Source organism: Streptomyces kronopolitis, from assembly GCF_050953795.1.
GTDB lineage: Bacteria > Actinomycetota > Actinomycetes > Streptomycetales > Streptomycetaceae > Streptomyces > Streptomyces kronopolitis_A.
In genome coordinates, this window is sequence record NZ_CP191850.1 from 900,021 (window position 1) to 918,260 (window position 18,240).

At 74.3% G+C, this 18,240-nt stretch carries 13 protein-coding genes and 1 pseudogene; 6 read left to right on the forward strand and 8 right to left on the reverse strand.

The features are described 5' to 3' along the window. Positions 1 to 54 precede the first annotated feature (54 nt). Both ACQP17_RS03585 and ACQP17_RS03590 read right to left on the reverse strand, forming a co-directional pair. The gene (locus ACQP17_RS03585; protein WP_433854890.1) at positions 55 to 987 is read right to left on the reverse strand and encodes a hypothetical protein; all 933 of its coding nucleotides are present in this window, start codon (positions 985 to 987) and stop codon (positions 55 to 57) included. 158 nt (positions 988 to 1,145) lie between these two features. Continuing rightward, entirely contained in the window at positions 1,146 to 3,176 is a 2,031-nt protein-coding gene (locus tag ACQP17_RS03590) for an acetoacetate--CoA ligase (RefSeq protein WP_433859828.1), read from the reverse strand. 309 nt (positions 3,177 to 3,485) lie between these two features. Between ACQP17_RS03590 and ACQP17_RS03595 the strand changes: the two genes are divergently transcribed. The 6 genes and pseudogenes from ACQP17_RS03595 (at position 3,486) to glpK (ending at position 11,785) form a co-directional block, all read left to right on the forward strand. Continuing rightward, a complete protein-coding gene (locus tag ACQP17_RS03595; RefSeq protein WP_433854891.1) occupies positions 3,486 to 5,882 on the forward strand; it encodes a glycoside hydrolase family 31 protein in 2,397 nt (798 codons plus the stop codon). A 109-nt stretch (positions 5,883 to 5,991) separates the two neighbouring features. Further along, a complete protein-coding gene (locus ACQP17_RS03600) occupies positions 5,992 to 6,810 on the forward strand; it encodes a M15 family metallopeptidase (RefSeq protein ID WP_433854892.1) in 819 nt (272 codons plus the stop codon). Positions 6,811 to 7,340: 530 nt separating this feature from the next. Then, positions 7,341 to 7,793 (forward strand): annotated as a pseudogene (locus ACQP17_RS03605) (Zn-ribbon domain-containing OB-fold protein); the annotation flags it as partial. 207 nt (positions 7,794 to 8,000) lie between these two features. Further along, positions 8,001 to 9,179, forward strand: coding sequence for a lipid-transfer protein (locus tag ACQP17_RS03610; protein WP_433859829.1), 1,179 nt, complete (start codon positions 8,001 to 8,003; stop codon positions 9,177 to 9,179). A gap of 212 nt (positions 9,180 to 9,391) precedes the next feature. Then, entirely contained in the window at positions 9,392 to 10,159 is a 768-nt protein-coding gene (locus ACQP17_RS03615) for an MIP/aquaporin family protein (protein WP_433854893.1), read from the forward strand. A gap of 87 nt (positions 10,160 to 10,246) precedes the next feature. Continuing rightward, the gene (gene glpK / locus ACQP17_RS03620; protein ID WP_433854894.1) at positions 10,247 to 11,785 is read left to right on the forward strand and encodes a glycerol kinase GlpK; all 1,539 of its coding nucleotides are present in this window, start codon (positions 10,247 to 10,249) and stop codon (positions 11,783 to 11,785) included. A 97-nt stretch (positions 11,786 to 11,882) separates the two neighbouring features. Here glpK and ACQP17_RS03625 read toward each other — a convergent pair whose 3' ends face one another. From ACQP17_RS03625 to ACQP17_RS03650, 6 genes are all read right to left on the reverse strand, one after another. Beyond that, entirely contained in the window at positions 11,883 to 12,494 is a 612-nt protein-coding gene (locus tag ACQP17_RS03625) for a GTP-binding protein (RefSeq protein ID WP_433854895.1), read from the reverse strand. A gap of 212 nt (positions 12,495 to 12,706) precedes the next feature. Further along, entirely contained in the window at positions 12,707 to 13,318 is a 612-nt protein-coding gene (locus tag ACQP17_RS03630; protein ID WP_189103519.1) for a TetR/AcrR family transcriptional regulator, read from the reverse strand. 57 nt (positions 13,319 to 13,375) lie between these two features. Then, positions 13,376 to 14,245, reverse strand: a complete 870-nt coding sequence (locus ACQP17_RS03635; RefSeq protein ID WP_433854896.1) for an alpha/beta fold hydrolase — start codon at positions 14,243 to 14,245, stop codon at positions 13,376 to 13,378. Between the two features lie 178 nt (positions 14,246 to 14,423). Then, a complete protein-coding gene (locus tag ACQP17_RS03640) occupies positions 14,424 to 14,837 on the reverse strand; it encodes a DUF742 domain-containing protein (RefSeq protein WP_433854897.1) in 414 nt (137 codons plus the stop codon). A 96-nt stretch (positions 14,838 to 14,933) separates the two neighbouring features. After that, the gene (locus ACQP17_RS03645; protein ID WP_189103513.1) at positions 14,934 to 15,374 is read right to left on the reverse strand and encodes a roadblock/LC7 domain-containing protein; all 441 of its coding nucleotides are present in this window, start codon (positions 15,372 to 15,374) and stop codon (positions 14,934 to 14,936) included. Further along, entirely contained in the window at positions 15,371 to 18,208 is a 2,838-nt protein-coding gene (locus ACQP17_RS03650) for a nitrate- and nitrite sensing domain-containing protein (RefSeq protein ID WP_433854898.1), read from the reverse strand. Before ACQP17_RS03650 ends, ACQP17_RS03645 begins: the two co-directional genes overlap by 4 nt. Between the last annotated feature and the right edge of the window lie 32 nt (positions 18,209 to 18,240).

An 18,240-nucleotide genomic window follows, 5' to 3' on the forward strand; every position in this document is an offset into this window, starting at 1 on the left:
CCTTTGTGGCGGGGCGGCCGTCGGCGTGTGCGGGGTGGGTGTGGTGGTCCGTCTTCAGCGGTGGTCGTGGGGCTCCGGGGGCGGGGTCAGGGGGAAGCCGGAGGAGTAGTCGACGCCGTGCTCGGGTGGGATGGGTTCGCCGGTGTCGGCGTCGGTGCAGTAGGCGGTGAAGACCTCGGCGGCGCTCAGCGGGCGGAGCCAGGATTCCCGCAGGGACCAGCCGCGGACCGTGTCTCGGGCCGTGGCGCGGTCGGTGCCTTCGGGGGTGTCGGGGCCGGTGGTGGTGCGGGAGACGATGCCGCCGGGGGTGCGCAGGGCGAAGCCGGCCGCCAGGACCGTGCAGAAGACGAGGGTCTCGTGTTCGGCGAGCTGGAGGCCGGTGCCGTCGCCTGCGGTGGTCCGGAGCACCGCCAGGAGGGGCGGCTCGCCGGCGGCGAGGGAGCAAACGAGGTGGTGGGTGCCTTCGCCGAGGGCGGTCAGGAGCCGGCGGACGGCGTGGGTGGCGCGGGTGAAGGCGGTGCGGGAGAGGTCGTCGCCGCATTCCTCGCAGCTGCCGGCGCGGGCCAGCAGGGCGGCGGCGCGGTCCCCGTGTGCCCGGCGGTCGGCGTCTTCGAGGAGGAGGGGGAGCAGTCGGGTCAGCGGCCCGCCCTCGTAGAGCAGGGTGGTGCCGGTGCGGGCGGCTTCGGCCGTGTAGCGGCTGCGGCTGTCGGGGCGGTCCGGGTCCAGGGTGAGCCGGGCGCAGTATTTCTCGTAGGCGACCGGGTCGAAGAGGCCGACGGTGGTGACCACGCCCTGGGCGGTGAGCCCCCGCAGCAGGGTCTCCATCTGGCGGAGGTAGCTGTCGTGGTCGTCGAACGGGAAGGTGCGGTAGCGGCGCATGGCCGTGAAGTCCTGCGCGTCGGCCAGGATGGCGGCGGTGCTGGGGACTTCTCGGCGCAGGCCGCGGCGGGTGGCGGACCGGTCGGTGGGCCGGGATGTGAAGGTCATGACTCCCCCTGGGTGTGCGGGTGGGTGCGTCGGTCGCACTCCACTCGTCACTGAGAGTAATCGGGGGGTCTGACAACGGGTCTGCGGCGCCGGAGCGCACCGGAGTTCCGGGCGTCCGGCGCCGGGCGGTGCCGCCTGCCCGCCTGCCGGTGCGCTGTCTACGAGGCGTCGCCGGCGGCGCGGTCGCGGGCCACCCGCTCGTAGAAGTGGAGCAGTTCGAGGTTGTCGACGGAGCCGGGGTTGACGGCCTTGTCGAGCGGGGTGCCCTGGAGGAGGCGCTTGACGGGAACCTCGATGCGCTTGCCGGTGAGGGTGTGGGGGACGCCGGGGGCCTCGATGATGTCGTCCGGGACGTGCCGCGGGGAGAGCTCGGTGCGGATGGTGCGCTTGATGCGGTCGCGGAGGGCGTCGTCGAGGGTGGCGCCGGGGGCGAGGTGCACGAACAGCGGCATCCAGTAGCCGCCGTCGGGGAGTTCCAGGCCGATGACGAGGGATTCGCGGATCTCGGGGAGCCGTTCGACGGCCTCGTAGATGTCGGCGGAGCCCATCCGGACACCCTGGCGGTTGAGGGTGGAGTCGGAGCGGCCGTGAATGACGACGCTGCCGCGGGAGGTGACGGTGATCCAGTCGCCGTGCCGCCAGACGCCGGGGTACATGTCGAAGTAGCTGTCGTGGTAGCGGGTGCCGTCGGGGTCGTTCCAGAAGCGGGTGGGCATGGACGGCATGGGGCGGGTGACGACGAGCTCGCCGACCTCGTCGGTGACCGGCTTGCCCTGGGGGTCCCAGGCCTGGAGGTCGGTGCCCAGGCAGGCGGCCTGGAGTTCGCCGATGTGGACGGGGAGGGTGGGGACGGCGCCGGCGAAGCAGCTGCAGACGTCGGTGCCGCCGCTGACCGAGGCCGTCCAGAGGTCGGCGCCGCTCTCCGCGAAGGAGTCGTGCAGCCAGCGGAAGCCGTCCGGCGGGAGCGGGGAGCCGGTGGTGGCGACGCAGGTGACGGCGGTCAGGTCGAGGTCGCGGGCCGGGTGGATGCCGGCCTTGCGGCAGGCCATGACGTAGGCGGCGGAGGTGCCGAAGACGGTGGCGCGGGTGGTCTCGGCGACCCGCCACTGGGCGGAGACGTCGGGGTGGCCCGGGCTGCCGTCGTAGAGCACGATCGTGGAGCCCACCAAGAGGCCGGCGACGAGGAAGTTCCACATCATCCAGCCGGTGGAGGTGTACCAGAAGAACCGGTCGTCGGGGCCGAGGTCGCAGTGCAGGCCGGTCTGCTTGAGGTGTTCGAGCAGGATGCCGCCCTGGGACTGGACGATGGCCTTGGGCAGGCCGGTGGTGCCGGAGGAGTACAGGACCCACAGCGGATGGTCGAACGGGACCTGCTCGAAGACCGGTTCGGTATCCTGCGAGGTCAGATCCGACCAGTTCAGGGCACCTTCGGGGGCGGGGGTGCCGAGCAGCGGGATGTGGACGACGGCGCGGAGGGTGGGCAGTTCGGCGCGGAGTGCGGCGACGGTGTCGCGGCGGTCGTGTTCCTTGCCGCCGTAGCGGTAGCCGTCGACGGTGAACAGGACGACCGGTTCGATCTGCTGGAAGCGGTCCAGCACGCTGCGGGCGCCGAAGTCGGGGGCGCAGGAGGTCCACACCGCGCCGACCGCGGCGCTGGCCAGCAGCGCGACGACGGCCTGCGGGATGTTGGGGACGTAGGCGCTGACGCGGTCGCCGGGGCGGACGCCGAGCCGGCGGAGTTCGGCGGCCAGCGAGCCGACCTGGGCGCGCAGCTCTCCCCAGGTCACGGGCGTGGGCTCGTGGGTCTCGTCGACGTGGAGCAGCGCGGGGGCGTCGGCGCGGGCCGGGTCCGCGGCGGCGCGCAGGGCGTGCTCGGCGTAGTTGAGGGTGGCGCCGGGGAACCAGCGGGCGCCGGGCATCGCGGCGTCGGCGAGCACCGTCTCGTACGGCGTGGCGAAGCGGACGTCGAACCACTCGGCGGTGGCCTGCCAGAAGGCGGGGAGGTCGTCGACGGACCAGCGGTGCAGGTCGGCGTAGCTGGTCGCGGGGTCGCCGGGGGTGGGGGCCGGGGCGCCGTGGTGGGCGGCGGCCCAGGTGTGGAAGCGGGTGACCTGTGCGCCGGCGACGCGGTCCGGGCCGGGCTGCCAGAGGGGCTCCGGCGGTGGGGCGGACTGCGGTGCGGTGGTCATCATCGGCTCCCGGACGATACGCGTCGTGTGCGCCGGGCGCGCACGGCGGTGGGTGTCCCCCGCTCCGTCGTGTGCGCACGACACGGTGTGTCTGGACGATGCCATGTGATCGATTCCGGCACCAGGGTGGACTCCGCACATTCGCCGGGTGGTGCAGGCGGTCCGGCCGGTAGCCACCGGGGCGGGTGGCGGGATCCGGCCAGGGCGGGGCGCGCCGCGGGCCTGAAGGTGGCCGAGCGTGACCCGGTGCAGGTGAACGGCAGTTGAACGGTGCGCGCGCACCCCGCCGTCGATGGCAGGCTGACCGGCATGGACGGGCGGGATCTGGTGCGGTCGGTACGGATGATCAAGACGGTCGGGCCGGCGCAGGGGCTGCGGTCCGTGCGCGCGGCGTGGCGGGCGCGGCGGGCGGACGCGCTGGCGCTGCCGCGGCGCGCGGCGGAGCGGGCGCGGGTGCCCGGGGCGGCGCGCGACGCGGAGCCCCAGCCGGGCGGCGGGGTGATCCATTTCGCGCGGTCGTCGCTGCGGGTGCGGGTGGCGGCGGGCGGTGCGGTGTTCTGCGGCTGGGACGGTGCCGCGCCGGAGCCGTCGTACGCGCTGGCGGGCGCGTGTCCCGAGGTGGACGCGCGGGCGGTGCTGGAGCCCGATACGGAGGGCGGCTGGCGGGTGGTCTCCGAGCGGGTGCTGGTGGTGGTCTCCCGGCACGGCGCGGTGGAGGTGCGCACGCCCGGTGGGGCGGTGCTGCGGCGGGAGTTGCCGCCGCGCTGGTGGGAGGAGGCGGGCGCGGACGGCGCGGACACCGCGGGGGGCCGCTCCGGGGGCGTCGGTGCCGCGCGCTGGGTGCAGCGTGCGGAGGTCGCGGCCGATGCCCGGTTCTTCGGGCTGGGCGGCCGGGCGCACGGGCCGCGGCTGCGGGACGGGGTCTACCGGCTGTGGAACACCGATCCGGGCGGCGCGTTCGGGCCGGGGGACGATCCGCTGTCGCTGACGATGCCGGTGCAGCTGGTGGTGGCGGACGCCGGTAGCCATCTGGTGTTCCACGACAACTCCTGGGACGGCCGGGTGACGCTGCGCGAGGGCGCGGAGGGGGCGGGTTCGGGCCATGACCGGCCGGGCACCTGTGAGCTGCGGATGGACGGCGGGCCGCTGCGTTACTGGGTGCTGGCCGGCACCCCGGCCCGGGTGCTCCAGGGCTGGACGGCGCTGACCGGGGCGCCCGCGCTGCCGCCGCTGTGGGCGCTGGGGCCGCAGCACGCCCGGTGGGGCTTCGCGGGTCAGGACGAGGTGCGCGAGGTGGCCGCCGGCTATGCGGAGCGGGGGCTTCCGCTGTCCGCCGTCCATCTGGACATCGATCACTACGACCGCCACCGGGTCTTCACCGTCGACCCGGAGCGCTATCCGGATCTGCCGGGTCTGGCGCGGGAGTTGCGGGCGCAGGGGGTGCGGCTGGTCTCGATCGTGGGTCCCGGGGTGCGGGCGGAGCCGGGGGACGCGGTGTACGAGGGCGGGGCGGCGGCGGACGCGTTCGTGCGGGACGCGCGGGGGCGGGAGGTGCGCGGGGAGGTGTGGCCGGGTGAGTCGGTGTACCCGGACTTCACCGACGCGCGGGTGCGCAAGTGGTGGGGCGGGCTGTACGCGGAGCGGCTGGCGCAGGGCTTCGCGGGCTTCTGGCACGACATGAACGAGCCGGTCTCCTTCGCCGCGTTCGGGGAGCGCACGCTGCCGCGCTCGGCGCGGCACGCGCTGGAGGGGCGGGGCGGCGACCACCGGGAGGCGCACAACGTCTACGGCCTGGCGATGGCGCGGGCCGGTTTCGACGGGCTGTGCGAACTGCGCCCGGACGAACGGCCGTTCCTGTTCTCCCGCTCGGGCTGGGCGGGGCTGCAGCGCTACGGCGGCACCTGGTCGGGCGAGGTGGCGACGGACTGGGCGGGGCTGCGGGCCTCGCTGTCGCTGGTGCTGGGGCTGGGGCTGTGCGGGGTGCCGTACAGCGGCCCCGATGTCGGCGGGTTCTCCGGGCAGCCGTCCCCGGAGCTGTATCTGCGGTGGCTCCAGCTGGGTGCCTTCCTCCCGCTGTTCCGTACGCACTCGGCGTGGGGGGCGGGGCGGCGGGAGCCGTGGGAGTTCGGGGCAGAGGTGCTGGAGCACGCCCGTACTGCGCTGTGTGAACGGCGGCGGCTGCTGCCCTACTTCGGGACGCTGGGCCAGTTGGCGCGGCTGACCGGGGCGCCGTACGTCCGGCCGGTGTGGTGGAACGCGCCGCGGGACCGGGCGCTGCGGGACTGTGAGGACGCTTTTTTGCTGGGGGACGCGCTGCTGGTGGCGCCCGCGCTGGCGGCCGGGGTGACCCGGCGGCCGGTGCGGCTGCCGCGCGGCCGGTGGTACGACACCGCGAGCGGCCGGGCGTATGAGGGGCCGGGGCAGGTGTGGGTGGAGGCGCCGCTGTCGCGGATTCCGGTGCTGGCGCGGGGCGGTGCGGTGCTGCCGGTGGCGGGTGCGGACGGCGGGACGGAGCTGGAGGTGTGGGCGCCGCCGGCCGGGCGCGGCGGCAGCGGGCTGGTGGTGCCGGACGCCGGGGACGGCTGGCAGCGGCCGGCGGTGGAGCGCTTCGTCTCGCGGTGGGAGGGCGACCGGGTGGTCGTGGAGCGGCGGGACGGCGGGGCGGTGGAATACCCGGTGCGGGTGCGGGGGTTGACGGACGGTTAGGGCGCATACGGGGATCGCGTACGAGCCTCGACGCCGGTGATCCGATCGGTTGTGGTGAGGCACGTGGGGGGCTTCCCCTCCGGCCGGCGGACCTGGTAGACGGAGGATCATGCCGAGACTTGCTACCGCGCTGCGTGGCCTGGCCGTCGCTGCCGCCGCCCTGATGACCGTCACCGTGCTGCCGTCGGCGGCCGACGCGGAAGCCGCCCACCGGCCGCCGCCGGGACGGACGCCGGGGCCGCCGTCGATGCCGAAGGAGTTCGTCGCGCTGCGCGAGGTGGACCCCACGATCCTCCAGGAGATGCGCTACCCCACCGCGCACAACTTCACGGGGGTGCCGGTGGACGGCTACCGCAGGCCGGCGTGCCTGCTGACGCGGGACGCCGCACGGGCCCTGCACCGGGCCCAGCGCTCCTTCCTGCGGCGCGGGCTGTCGCTGAAGGTCTACGACTGCTACCGGCCACAGCGCGCCGTGGACCACTTCGTGCGGTGGGCCGAGGACCTCGGCGACCAGCGGATGAAGGGCGAGTTCTACCCGCGGGAGGACAAGTCGAAGCTGTTCGACGACGGCTACATCGCAGCCAAGTCCGGTCACAGCAGGGGCAGTACGCTCGATGTGACGCTGGTACGACTGCCGGCCCTGCCGACCCGCCCGTATGTGCCGGGCGAGCCGCTGGCGCCCTGTTACGGGCCGCAGGCCGCACGGTTCCCGGACAACTCCCTCGACATGGGGACCGGCTTCGACTGCTTCGACACGCTCGCGCACACCCTCGACCCGCGCATCCACGGGCGCCAGCGGGCGAACCGGCTGCTGCTCAAGCACGGGCTGGAGCGGGCCGGCTTCGTGAATCTCCCGGAGGAGTGGTGGCACTTCACCTTCACGCCGGAGACCTTCCCGGACACCTACTTCGACTTTCCCGTGCGGTGAGGGGCCCGGGGGGCTCGCCTCCACCCGGGGACGGCGCGGCTCCCCGCGGGTCCGGGCACGGAACCACCCCCGTGGATCCCGTGCCCGAGCCCTGCTGAGAGGGACGCGGGCCGGTCGTGTCCGGTTGACACGCGGGGTGTGACGCCGTTCCTTCGGCCCGCGGTGGGCGTACCGGGGGGGGCGGCGGTCGCCCCGACAGGCCGGGGGCCGGGGGGGGCCGGGCGTGAGGGCAGGCAGCTTCAGCCGCGGATGCTCCCCTTCGTGAGCGGCGTGATCGCCCGGGGCGGTACCGGGGTTCCGTGCCGGGCGGCACCGTGCCACACTTCTGACGTACCGTCAGTTCTGGGGTGCTCCGGGATTGCCGGCCGCCGGTCCGCCCGCTGGTGTCGGCTCGCGTCGTGTGCCTGCCGGCTCCGCCGTCGCTCCGGTCCGCCCTTCCCGGACTGCCGATTCCGGACTGCTGTTCCCGGACCGCGCCTCCGGACCCCGATTCCGGTCCGCGGCTTCCGGTCGTCGCCCGGGGAGGGCCCGTGAAGCGTGTACGGAAGCCGGCGGTGCCGGGGTGGTTCGATCAGGACGCGGCGGACTTCCGGCTGCTGGGTACCCGGTGCCGGGCCTGCGGCGCGGTGTTCTTCCCCCGCGAGGACACCTTCTGCCGCAACCCCGGCTGCGGCGGGGACGAACTGGTGGAGGTGCCGCTGTCACGGCACGGCACCGTCTGGTCGTACACCGACGCGCGCTACCGCCCGCCCGCCCCGTACGTCTCCGACCCGGACGTCGAGTGGCAGCCGTTCGCGCTGGTGGCCGTCGAGCTGGCGGCGGAGCGGATGGTGGTGCTCGGGCAGGCGGCGGCGGGCGTCGGCACGGCGGACCTCGCCGTGGGCACCCCGGTGGAGCTGGTGCCGGGGGTCCTGGACGAGGACGACACGCAGGTCCGCACGACGTGGCACTGGCGGCCGGTGGGGGCGGCGGACGGGGACGCCGGAACCTCACCTCCTCACCCGCCCACCCCCCGAAGGGGGGTGGGCGGCGGGGAAAAACCATCCGGCCCGAAAACGCCACCCCCGGAACGACCCGGGCAACGGCCCGAGCCGAACCCCGCACCCCCCGCAGCACCCCCAACTCCCCCGGCCCCCACACCCCCCGCGGCGCCCCCGTCCCCGGCCTCCGCACCCACCGCACCCCCCGACGTGGCCGTCCTCGGTGCCGGTATGCACCCCTGGGGCAAGTGGGGGCGCAGCTTCGTCGAGTACGGCACGAAGGCGGCCAGGGCGGCGCTCGCGGACGCCGGGCTCGACTGGCGGGACGTGCAGAGCGTGGTCGGGGCGGACACGGTCCGCGGGGGCTACCCCGGGTATGTGGCGGGCGCGACCTTCGCCAGGGCCCTGGGGTGGCAGGGCGCCCGGGTGACCAGCGTCTACGCGGCCTGTGCCTCCGGCGCCCAGGCCATCGGCGCCGCCCGGGCCCAGATCCTCGCCGGCCTGGCGGACGTGGTCCTGGTGGTCGGCGCCGACGCGGCGCCCAAGGGCTTCTTCGCCCCGGCGGGCGGTGAGCGGCCCGAGGATCCGGACTGGCTGCGGTTCCGGGTGCTGGGTGCCACCAACCCCGCGTACTTCGGGCTCTACGCCCGCCGCCGGATGGCGCTGTACGGCGATACGCCCGACGACTTCGCGCAGGTGAAGGTGAAGAACGCGGCGGCCGGCGCGGCCAATCCGTATGCCCGCTACCGCACCCCGGTCACCGCGCAGCAGGTCGCGGCCTCCGCCGTGGTCGCCGATCCGCTGCGGCTGCTGGACATCTGCGCGACCTCCGACGGCGCCGCCGCACTCGTCCTGACCAGCATGGACTTCGCGCGGCGGCACGGCGTGGCGGACCCGGTGCGGATCCGCGCGGTCTCCACGGCCACCCCGCACTACCCGCGGACCGTGCTGGACCTGCCGGACATCGCCACCGACTCCGCAGCGGCCGTGGCGGAGCCCGGCACCGGCTTCCGTGCGTCGATCGCGCGCACCGCCTACGAGGAGGCGGGGATCGGCCCCGAGGACCTCTCGCTGGCCGAGGTCTACGACCTGTCCACGGCGCTGGAGTTGGAGTGGTACGAGGATCTGGGGCTGTGCGGCCCCGGTGAGGGGGCCGGGCTGTTACGGGACGGGGTGACCTCCCTGGGCGGGCGGTTGCCGGTGAACACCAGCGGCGGTCTGAGTTCGTTCGGCGAGGCGGTGCCGGCCCAGGCCATCGCCCAGGTCTGCGAGCTGACGTGGCAGCTGCGGGGGCGGGCGGACGGCCGTCAGGTGGCCGGTGCCCGGGTGGGCATCACCGCCAACCAGGGGCTGTTCGGGCACGGGTCGGCGGTGGTGGCGATGCGGTGAGGCGCGGTCCACCGATGGGATCGCGGCCGCACAATCCTCTGCCGTGCGCGACCTTGACGCCCCCTCAGCACCGGTGAACACTTCCGGTTGCCGGTCGGCACTGCCGTACCCGGCACCCCGGCCCGGTGGCAGCGCTGCCCGCTGCCCGCCGGTGGCACGCACCCTGCACGGAGGACCGGGGGACGTCCCCGGGCGAGGGCCTAGGAGCCGCCATGTTTTCCAATGGGGACATCTTCGTCGGTGAAGTGATCGGCACCGCGATACTCATTCTCTTCGGCGCCGGTGTGTGCGCCGCCGTCACCTTGCACCACTCGAAGGCGAAGGGCGCCGGCTGGGTGGTGATCGCCTTCGGCTGGGGCATGGGCGTCCTGGCCGGCGCCTACACCGCGGCGCCGCTGTCCGGCGGGCACCTCAACCCCGCGGTGACCGTCGGCTCCGCCATCGCGGGCGGCACCCCGTGGGCGAAGGTGCCGCTCTACGTCCTGGCGCAGATGATCGGCGCGGCGATCGGGGCCGTGCTGGCCTGGGCGCTGTACTACGCGCAGTTCGCCGCCAACGCTGAGCGGGAACTCGCCCAGCCGACGCTGGGGATCTTCTCCACCGGCCCGGAGATCCGCAAGCCGGCCGCCAATCTCGTCACCGAGGTCATCGCCACCGCCGGACTGGTGCTGCCGCTGCTGTGCTTCGGCCAGAACCAGGGCATCGGCATCGGCCAGGTCCCCGGCGCGCGGGCGGGGGTCTACGGCTCGGGCATCAATGTGCTGCTGGTCGCGCTGCTGGTGGTGGGTATCGGGCTGTCGCTGGGCGGGCCCACCGGCTATGCCATCAACCCGGCGCGCGACCTCGGTCCGCGTCTGGTGCACGCCGTGCTGCCGATACCCAACAAGGGCTCCTCCGACTGGGGTTACGCCTGGATACCGGTGGCCGGACCGCTGCTCGGCGCGGCGCTGTCCGGCCTGGTCTACCGGCTGGCGTTCTGACCGCGTCGCTCGTGGATCCGCCGCCGTTCCGTCGCACGGACCGGCCCCGCTGCACCCACCCACCAGGACGCCAGGAGGCGTGACGGCATGACGGAGCACACCGGGAAGACCGAGACCTACGTGGCCGCGATCGACCAGGGCACCACCTCCAGCCGCTGCATCATCTTCGACCACGGCGGGGCGATCGTCGCCGTCGACCAGCGCGAGCACCGTCAGATCTTCCCCCGGCCGGGCTGGGTGGAGCACGACGCGGCCGAGATCTGGTCGAAGGTGCAGGCCGTGGTGGCGGGCGCGCTGACCAAGGCGGGGCTGCGCGCGGACCAGCTCAGCGCGCTGGGCATCACCAACCAGCGGGAGACCACGGTTCTGTGGGACCGCGCCACCGGGCGGCCGGTGCACCATGCGATCGTCTGGCAGGACACCCGGACCGCCCAGCTGTGCACGGAACTGGGCGGCACGGACGGCCAGGACCGCTTCCGGGAGGCCACCGGGCTTCCGCTGGCCAGCTACTTCTCCGGCCCCAAGGCGGCCTGGCTGCTGGACGAGGTGCCGGGGCTGCGGGCCCGTGCCGAGCGCGGCGAGATCGCGTTCGGCACCATCGACTCCTGGCTGATCTGGAATCTGACCGGCGGCACCGACGGCGGGGTGCACGTCACGGATGTGACCAACGCGGGCCGCACCATGCTGATGAACCTCGGCACCCTCCAGTGGGATCCGGCGATCCTGTCGGCGATGAACGTGCCGGCCGCGATGCTGCCGGAGATCCGCTCGTCGGCCGAGGTGTACGGCACGGCGGTGGGGCAGCTGCACGGCGTACCGGTGGCCGCCGCGCTCGGCGATCAGCAGGCGGCCGTCTTCGGGCAGACCTGTTACGGCGTCGGCGAGGCCAAGAACACCTACGGCACCGGCTCGTTCCTGCTGCTCAACACGGGCAACCGTCCGGTGCCGTCCAAGAACGGGCTGCTGACGACCATGGGCTACCAGCTCGGCGGGGAGGCCCCGGTCTACTGCCTGGAGGGGTCGATCGCCATCACCGGTGCCCTGGTGCAGTGGTTCCGCGACCAGCTCGGCATCATCGCCTCGGCCGACGAGATCGAGCCGCTGGCGGCGAGCGTCCCCGACAACGGCGGTGCCCATGTCGTCCCGGCGTTCTCCGGCCTCTTCGCGCCCTATTGGCGCTCCGACGCCCGCGGGGTGATCACCGGTCTGACCGGTTACGTCACCAAGGCGCATCTGGCCCGCGCCGTGCTGGAGGCGACCAGCTGGCAGACCCGTGAGGTGGTGGACGCCATGTTCCAGGACTCGGGGGTGCGCATCACCCGGCTCAAGGTCGACGGCGGGATGACCGCGAACACGCTGCTGATGCAGCATCAGGCGGATGTGCTGGGCGTACCGGTGATCCGCCCGGTGATCTCGGAGACCACGTGTCTGGGGGCGGCGTACGCGGCCGGGCTGGCGACCGGTGTCTGGCAGGACCTGGACGAGCTGCGGACGCACTGGCGGCGCGACCGGGAGTGGACCCCGCGGATGGACGGGCCGACCCGGGAGCGCGGGTTCGCGCAGTGGCGCAAGGCCGTGGAGCGCAGCTTCGGCTGGCTCGCGGAGGACGGATCGGCCCAGGACTAGGCCTCGCCTCACGGGCCCGCGACGCCGCCGGCCCGCCCCGAAACGTACGGCCCGTACCCCGGACGGCGGGGTACGGGCCGTGCCCGGGTACGCACCGTCAGGACAGTGCGGGCTGCCGACGGGCGGCGTGGGTCTCCCGGGCGTGCTCGACGACGGAGATCAGCACATCGCGGGCGTCGTCCTTGCTGCGGGCGTCACACAGCACCACCGGGATCTCGGGGCCCAGGTCCAGGGCGTCGCGTACGGCCTGCGGCGGGTAACGGTCGGCGCCGTCGAAGCAGTTGACGGCGACCGTGAAGGGCAGCCCGCGGCGTTCGAAGTAGTCGACGGCGGAGAAGCTGTCGGCGAGCCGGCGGGTGTCGGCGAGCACCACCGCGCCGAGGGCGCCGCGGGCGAGTTCGTCCCAGAGGAACCAGAAACGGTCCTGACCGGGGGTGCCGAACAGGTAGAGGACGAGGCCCTCGTGGACGGTGATCCGCCCGAAGTCCATCGCGACGGTGGTGGTGGTCTTGGCCTCCACGCCGTCGAGGTCGTCGACCGGGCGGCCGGCCTCGGTCAGCCGTTCCTCGGTGCGCAGCGGCTTGATCTCGCTGACGGCACCGACCAGGGTGGTCTTGCCGACCCCGAAGCCGCCCGCGACCAGGATCTTCAGCGTCACCGGCTCGACGGCGGCGGACCGGCGGCGACGGTCGGAGCGCCCAAAGGCCATGGGATTCTTCTCCTGAATTGCCGGGTGTGCGGGGGAACTGGCGCTTGGTCCCCGGGCGTCGGCGCACGAGGCGACAGCTGCAAGGGAACCGTACAACGTGGTCGGCACGGCGCCCACTTGAGTTGTGTCACGCCCCGATCACACCACGGGGCCCAAGGCCCTCATTGCGCCCGAAAAGGTGCCGGACGGTGCGTGCCGGGGCCCGTGGACGTTCAGCGCGGGGTGAGGACCCGGGGCCGGTCGAGCAGCCCCAGCAGGTTCACCAGGCTGGATTCGATGAAGGCGCACAGCTCGTCCCGGGCGCCGGGCTGCTCCGCCGGCCAGGTGGTCACCGCCTCCTCCGCGAACGCCATCCAGGCGCGGGTGGCGAGTTCGGCCTGCGGGGCGTCCGGCATGCCGAGCCGCCGCCGGCCGTCGTGCACCCGGCGGGCGACGGTCTCGCGGGTGGCGCCGACGATGTCGCTGACCGTGGGGTGGCTGCCGGCGGCGCCCCGGACCAGGGCGAGATACACCTGCCGGTGCTCCAGGACGTACGCCACGAAGCCCGCGATGAAGGCGCGCATCCAGGCGACCGGCTCCAGGGAGCCGTCCGGTTCGGTCGCGGCGGTGAAGCGGTCGCAGGCGGCGCGGACCACCGCGCGGTAGAAGTCGCGCTTGGAGTCGAAGTAGTGGAAGAGCAGCCCGCGGGAGATCCCGGCCCGGCGGGCCACCTCGTCGGTGGACAGCTCGTCGAGGGAGCGGTCGGCGAGCATCTGCAGCCCGATGCCGACCAGTTGCTCCCTGCGCTGGTCGGGGGTGAGTCGGGTACTGCGCTTGCCGGACATGCCCGCAGTTTACGGCGGCGGGCCGCAACCGCCCCGCGGTCCCGGCCCGTTGCTGCCTCAGACGTACTGCGCGAGATGGTCCAGGATCTTGGGCGCGACCACCTCGGGGACCTCTTCGGGCAGCCAGTGGCTGGCGCCCTCCAGGGCTTCGAAGCGGTAGGGACCGTCCACCCACTCCCCCGTCGACTCGGCCGCGCCGCGGCCCAGGGCGGTGTCCTCGCTGCCCCACAGGAAGAGGGTGGGTACGGTGATCCGGCCGGCCGGGACGGAGATGACCGACTCGGGGGCGCGGTACCAGTTCAGGGTGGCGGTGAGCGCGCCCGGCGCGGTGAGCCGGCGGATGTTGTCGTCCACGAGTGCCTCGGGGACCTTGCCGGCGTAGACGGCGCGCAGCCGGGCGGCGTCGTCGGCGAGCAGGGCGCCCTCCGCGGCCGCGTCGTCGCGGCGGAAGAAGCGGACGTAGTCGAGCCGGTGGTGCTGGACGGAGTCCGTGTCGGCGGCGCGGTTGAGGGCGTCCGGGTGCGGAGTGGCCAGCACCGTCAGGGACTTCAGCCGCTCGGGGTGGGCGCCGGCCAGCGCCCAGGCGACCATGCCGCCCCAGTCGTGGGAGACGAGGTGGAAGCGGTCCGCGCCCTGGGAGTCGGCGAAGGCCAGGGCGTCGGCGACGAGTTCGGGGACGGCGTAGTCGGCGATCCGGGGCGGGCGGGCGCGCGGGGAGTAGCCGCGCTGGTCGACGGCGACGGCGCGGTAGCCGGCCGTGCCGAGGGCCGGGAGCACCTCGCTCCAGGAGTCGGCGAACTCGGGCCAGCCGTGCAGCAGCAGGACGAATTCCCCGTCGGCGGGCCCGCAGGCCAGGGCGTCGTAGGTGTGCGGGCCGACCTGGATCTCCAGGCGTTCGAAGGGGGCCGGGGTCTCGTCCGTGGCCATGGTGACGCTTCTCCTCCTGTTGACTGTTGCTCAACAGGCACCGTACCCCGGCGTGGAACCCTGCTCAACGAAGCCCCGGCAGCGCGGAACGGGCACGGTCCGCGCCGCCATCCCGCCCCCGGACGGCCGGAGTTCGCCGGGCCGCCGCCCGGCCGGGCCGGAGCCGCGCGGCGGGGTGTCACAGCGCGCGCAGGCCGTCGATCACCTCGCGCAGCACCTTCTCGTCCGGCAGCTCGGCCGGCGGTACCGGCCGGCTGACATGGACCAGGTCCGCGTCCAGCAGATCGCCGATGAGGACCCGCACGACGCCGACCGGCAGGTCGAGTCCGGCCGCCAGCTCGGCGACCGACAGCGGCTCCTGCCGGCACCGCTCCACGATCTCCACATGCTCGGGCGAGAGCATCTGGTCGCAGCCCGCCTCCTCCGCGCGGCTGTCGGCGATCACCAGCGCGATCAGATCGAGGCGGCCGTCGGCGGCCGTGCGGGTGCGGCCGCGGGTCATCGCGTACGGCCGGACGACGGGGCCCGCGTCGTCGTCGAACCAGCGGGCCGCTTCCCGGTCCCGCGCCGCCCGGCCGTCCTGCTCGCTCATGCCGCGACCTCGCCGCGCCCGGCCCCGCGCCCGCCGGGCGCGCACCGTCGCACGAGGAGCCCGCTGCGCTCGCTCATGGCGTCACCGTCGTCGCGCTCAGGTGGACGGTACGGACCGGGGCGCGGTGCCCAGGTGCGTGCCCACGCGCTTGACCAGCAGGGTCATCTCGTAGGCGACCAGCCCCACATCGGAGTCGGCGTCGGCGAGCACGGCCAGACAGCTGCCGTCGCCGGCCGCGCTGACGAACAGGAACGCCTCGTCCAGCTCGACCATGGTCTGGCGGACCTGTCCGGCGTCGAAGTGCCGGCCGACGCCCTTGGCCAGGCTGTGGAAGCCGGAGGCGACGGCGGCCAGATGCTCGCCGTCCTCACGGGTCAGGTCCTTCGAGGCGCCGGTGGCCAGCCCGTCGCTGGACAGGACGAGTGCCTTGCGGATGGAGCCGACCCGCTCGACCAGCTCGTCCAGGAGCCAGTTCAGCTCACCGGATCCCCTCGCCGAGACCGGTGCGGTGGTAGCTGCTGCCTTCGGTGCGGTCATGGACCGTCCCCTCCCGATGTCGTTCCTGGTGGTGCGGTGGTGCCCGTGCCGTCGCCGTCGTGCCTGGTGGCGTCACGGTCGCCGGCGTCTGTGGGGTCCGGAACTGTGGCGTCCGGGGCCGGTGGTGGCGGGCTCTCGCGCGAGTCCTCGGCGTTGTCGCGGCGGCCGCGCTGCCAGCCGCGCTGGAGCGAGGCCATCCGGGCGCGGACCTCCTCGGCGTCGCGGTCGTCCGCGGGCCGGTGCCGCGCCGGCGCCTGCTCGGCCTCCGCCGGGTCCTTCTTCAACTGCGGTGCGAGGCTGGCCTGCCGCACCCGGCGGGGCAGGCCCTGCGGGGTGGTGGGCCCGGACGCCGGCGGGTCCCCGACGGGCCGCGGGCCGGGCGGCGCGGGGTCCTGCGGGGCGCCGGGCGGCTCCGGGGTCCCGGAGCGGCTCTCGTCGCGGCCCCCGGAGCGGGCGCGTGCGGGGCCGGGGCGTTCGCCGTCCCGCTCGCCGTCCCGCCTGCCCGCCGCGTCACGGTCGTCGACCGTTCTGCCGTGGTCGGACACCAGCACCGGCGGACGGTGGCGACGCGGCAGGGGCGCCAGGCCGCCGCCGGGCGCCTGATCGCGGGTCTGCTGGTGCTGCTCGCCGTCGGGGACGGGCGCCACCGGTGCGATGCCACGGGGGCCGGCGGCCGGGGCTTTGCGGTCGCGGCCGCGCTCCCGCTTCCTGAAGAGGCTGTCGTCGTCGGCAGCGGCGGCGGCGGGGGCCGGCTCGTCCGGGCCGAGCGGTGCCTCCAGTTCGACCGGCCCGTCCAGAACCGCCGGGGTGCGCCGCTCCCGCCGGGGCAGCGGCCCCGGCGCCTGGGAGAGGGCGGCCAGCTTGCCCGCCGCGTGCTCCAGTTCGTTGCCGACCGGGCCGCCGGGCAGCCCGTCGGGGGTGCCCTCGTCATCCGACCGGACGTGCTCGGTCAGCAGCACCCCCGGGAGGAAGACCACGGCGGTGGTGCCGCCGTAGGGGGAGGGCTGGAGGGAGACCCGTACATTCTGCCGCTGGGCGAGGCGGCTGACCACGAACAGCCCGAGCCGGTCGGTGTCGGACAGCTCGAACTCGGGGGTCTCGGCGAGCCGGAGGTTGGCCTCCAGAAGCAGATCGGGGGCCATGCCCAGACCGCGGTCGTGGATCTCCAGGGTGAAGCCGTTGGCGACCCGCTCGCCCAGCACCTGCACGGCGGTGTGCGGCGGGGAGAAGACCGTGGCGTTCTCCAGGAGTTCGGCTATCAGGTGCGTGAGGTCGGACACCGCGGGGCCCTCCACCGCGAGCCGCGGCAGCCGGCGCACCTCGATCCGCTCGTAGTCCTCGACCTCGGCGACCGCCGCGCGCACCACGTCCATCAGCTGGATCGGTTTGCGCCACTGCCGGGAGGGGGCCGCGCCGGAGAGGATGACCAGGCCCTCCGCGTGGCGCCGCATGCGGGTGGTCAGATGGTCGATCCGGAAGAGGTCGGCCAGCTCCTCGGTGTCCTCGGTGCGCCGTTCCATGGCGTCCAGCAGGGTCAGCTGGCGGTGCAGCAGGACCTGGCTGCGGCGGGCGAGGTTGACGAAGACCTCGGAGACGCCGCGGCGCATCTCGGCCTGTTTGACGGCGGCCTCGATCGCGGCCCGCTGGAGGGTGTGGAGCGCCTGGCCGACCTGGCCGGTCTCGTCCGGGCCGAAGGCGAGCCGGGGCGCCTCGGTCTCCACGTCGACCTGTTCGCCGGCCGCCAGCCGGCGCATCACGCTCGGCAGCCGGACGCCGGACACCTCGTGGGCGGTCTTGCGCAGCCGGATCAGGTCCCGGACGTGGCGGCGGCCGATGCGCAGCGAGACGACGACCGAGACCAGCAGCGCGAGGAAGCCGAGGACGCCCGCGACGGCCGCCTTGAGCAGGACGTGGGTGGCGACCGGCGTCACCCGGGCCCGGTAGCGCTCCGCGGCGTCCTTGCCCATCCGCTGGAGGTCGCCGAGCACCCGCTGTGCCGCGGTGTGCCACCGCTCGGCGTTGACCGCGTGCGGTCCGGCCTTCGCCCTGGCGGCGATCACCCGGTCCTCGTACGAGGTCAGTTCGCGCGCCCTGGCCGAGTGCCAGTAGTCCCGGTAGGTGCCGCGGTCGTGGGCGGGCAGGGCGGACAGAGCGGTGCGGTAGAGGACCCGGCGCTCGGCGACCCGGTCGGACACCGCCCGCAGATCGCGTCCGCTCATGCTGCCGGAGGCCAGCACCGCGGACATCAGGGCGTCCTCGCGGGAGAGGGCCTCGCGGGCGCGGGTGACGGTGACCAGCGCCCGGGCCTGCTTGTCCATCTCCACATTCTCCAGGGCGTGGAGCGCGGAAAGGAAGTCATAACCGGGGTCGACCAGGGAGTTGTAGCTCTCCAGGGCCTCGTCGCGGGTGACGGTGTTGTCCTGGACCTGGGTGCGCAGCGAGGTGAGCGAGGTGAGGTTCTTCAGGACGCCGCGCATCCGGTCGCCGGCCTCACCGGTCAGGTCCTCGCGGGTGTCGCGGGTGTCGGTGTCGGCCCGCAGCGCGGTGACGGCCTCGTCGGTGGCGCGGGTGCGCCGGCGGAGCGCGTCCAGGGCGTCGGCGTCGCGCCGGTCGGCGAGGTACAGCAGACTCTGCCGGCGCTCGTCCTGGAGGGCCAGGATGACGTTCTCCACCGGATAGCCCAGGTGCTGCACGACGTTGCCGACGTCCAGCAGCTGATTGGCCTCACGGCCGGTGAGATAGGTCGTGAACGCCCACAAGGACGTCAGGGACAGCAGCGGCACGAGCAGCAGCGCCACGATCTTCCGGCGGACCGACTTCCCGCGAAAGCGCATGGCCTCCCCTACGTCAACCCCGGCGCACGGGG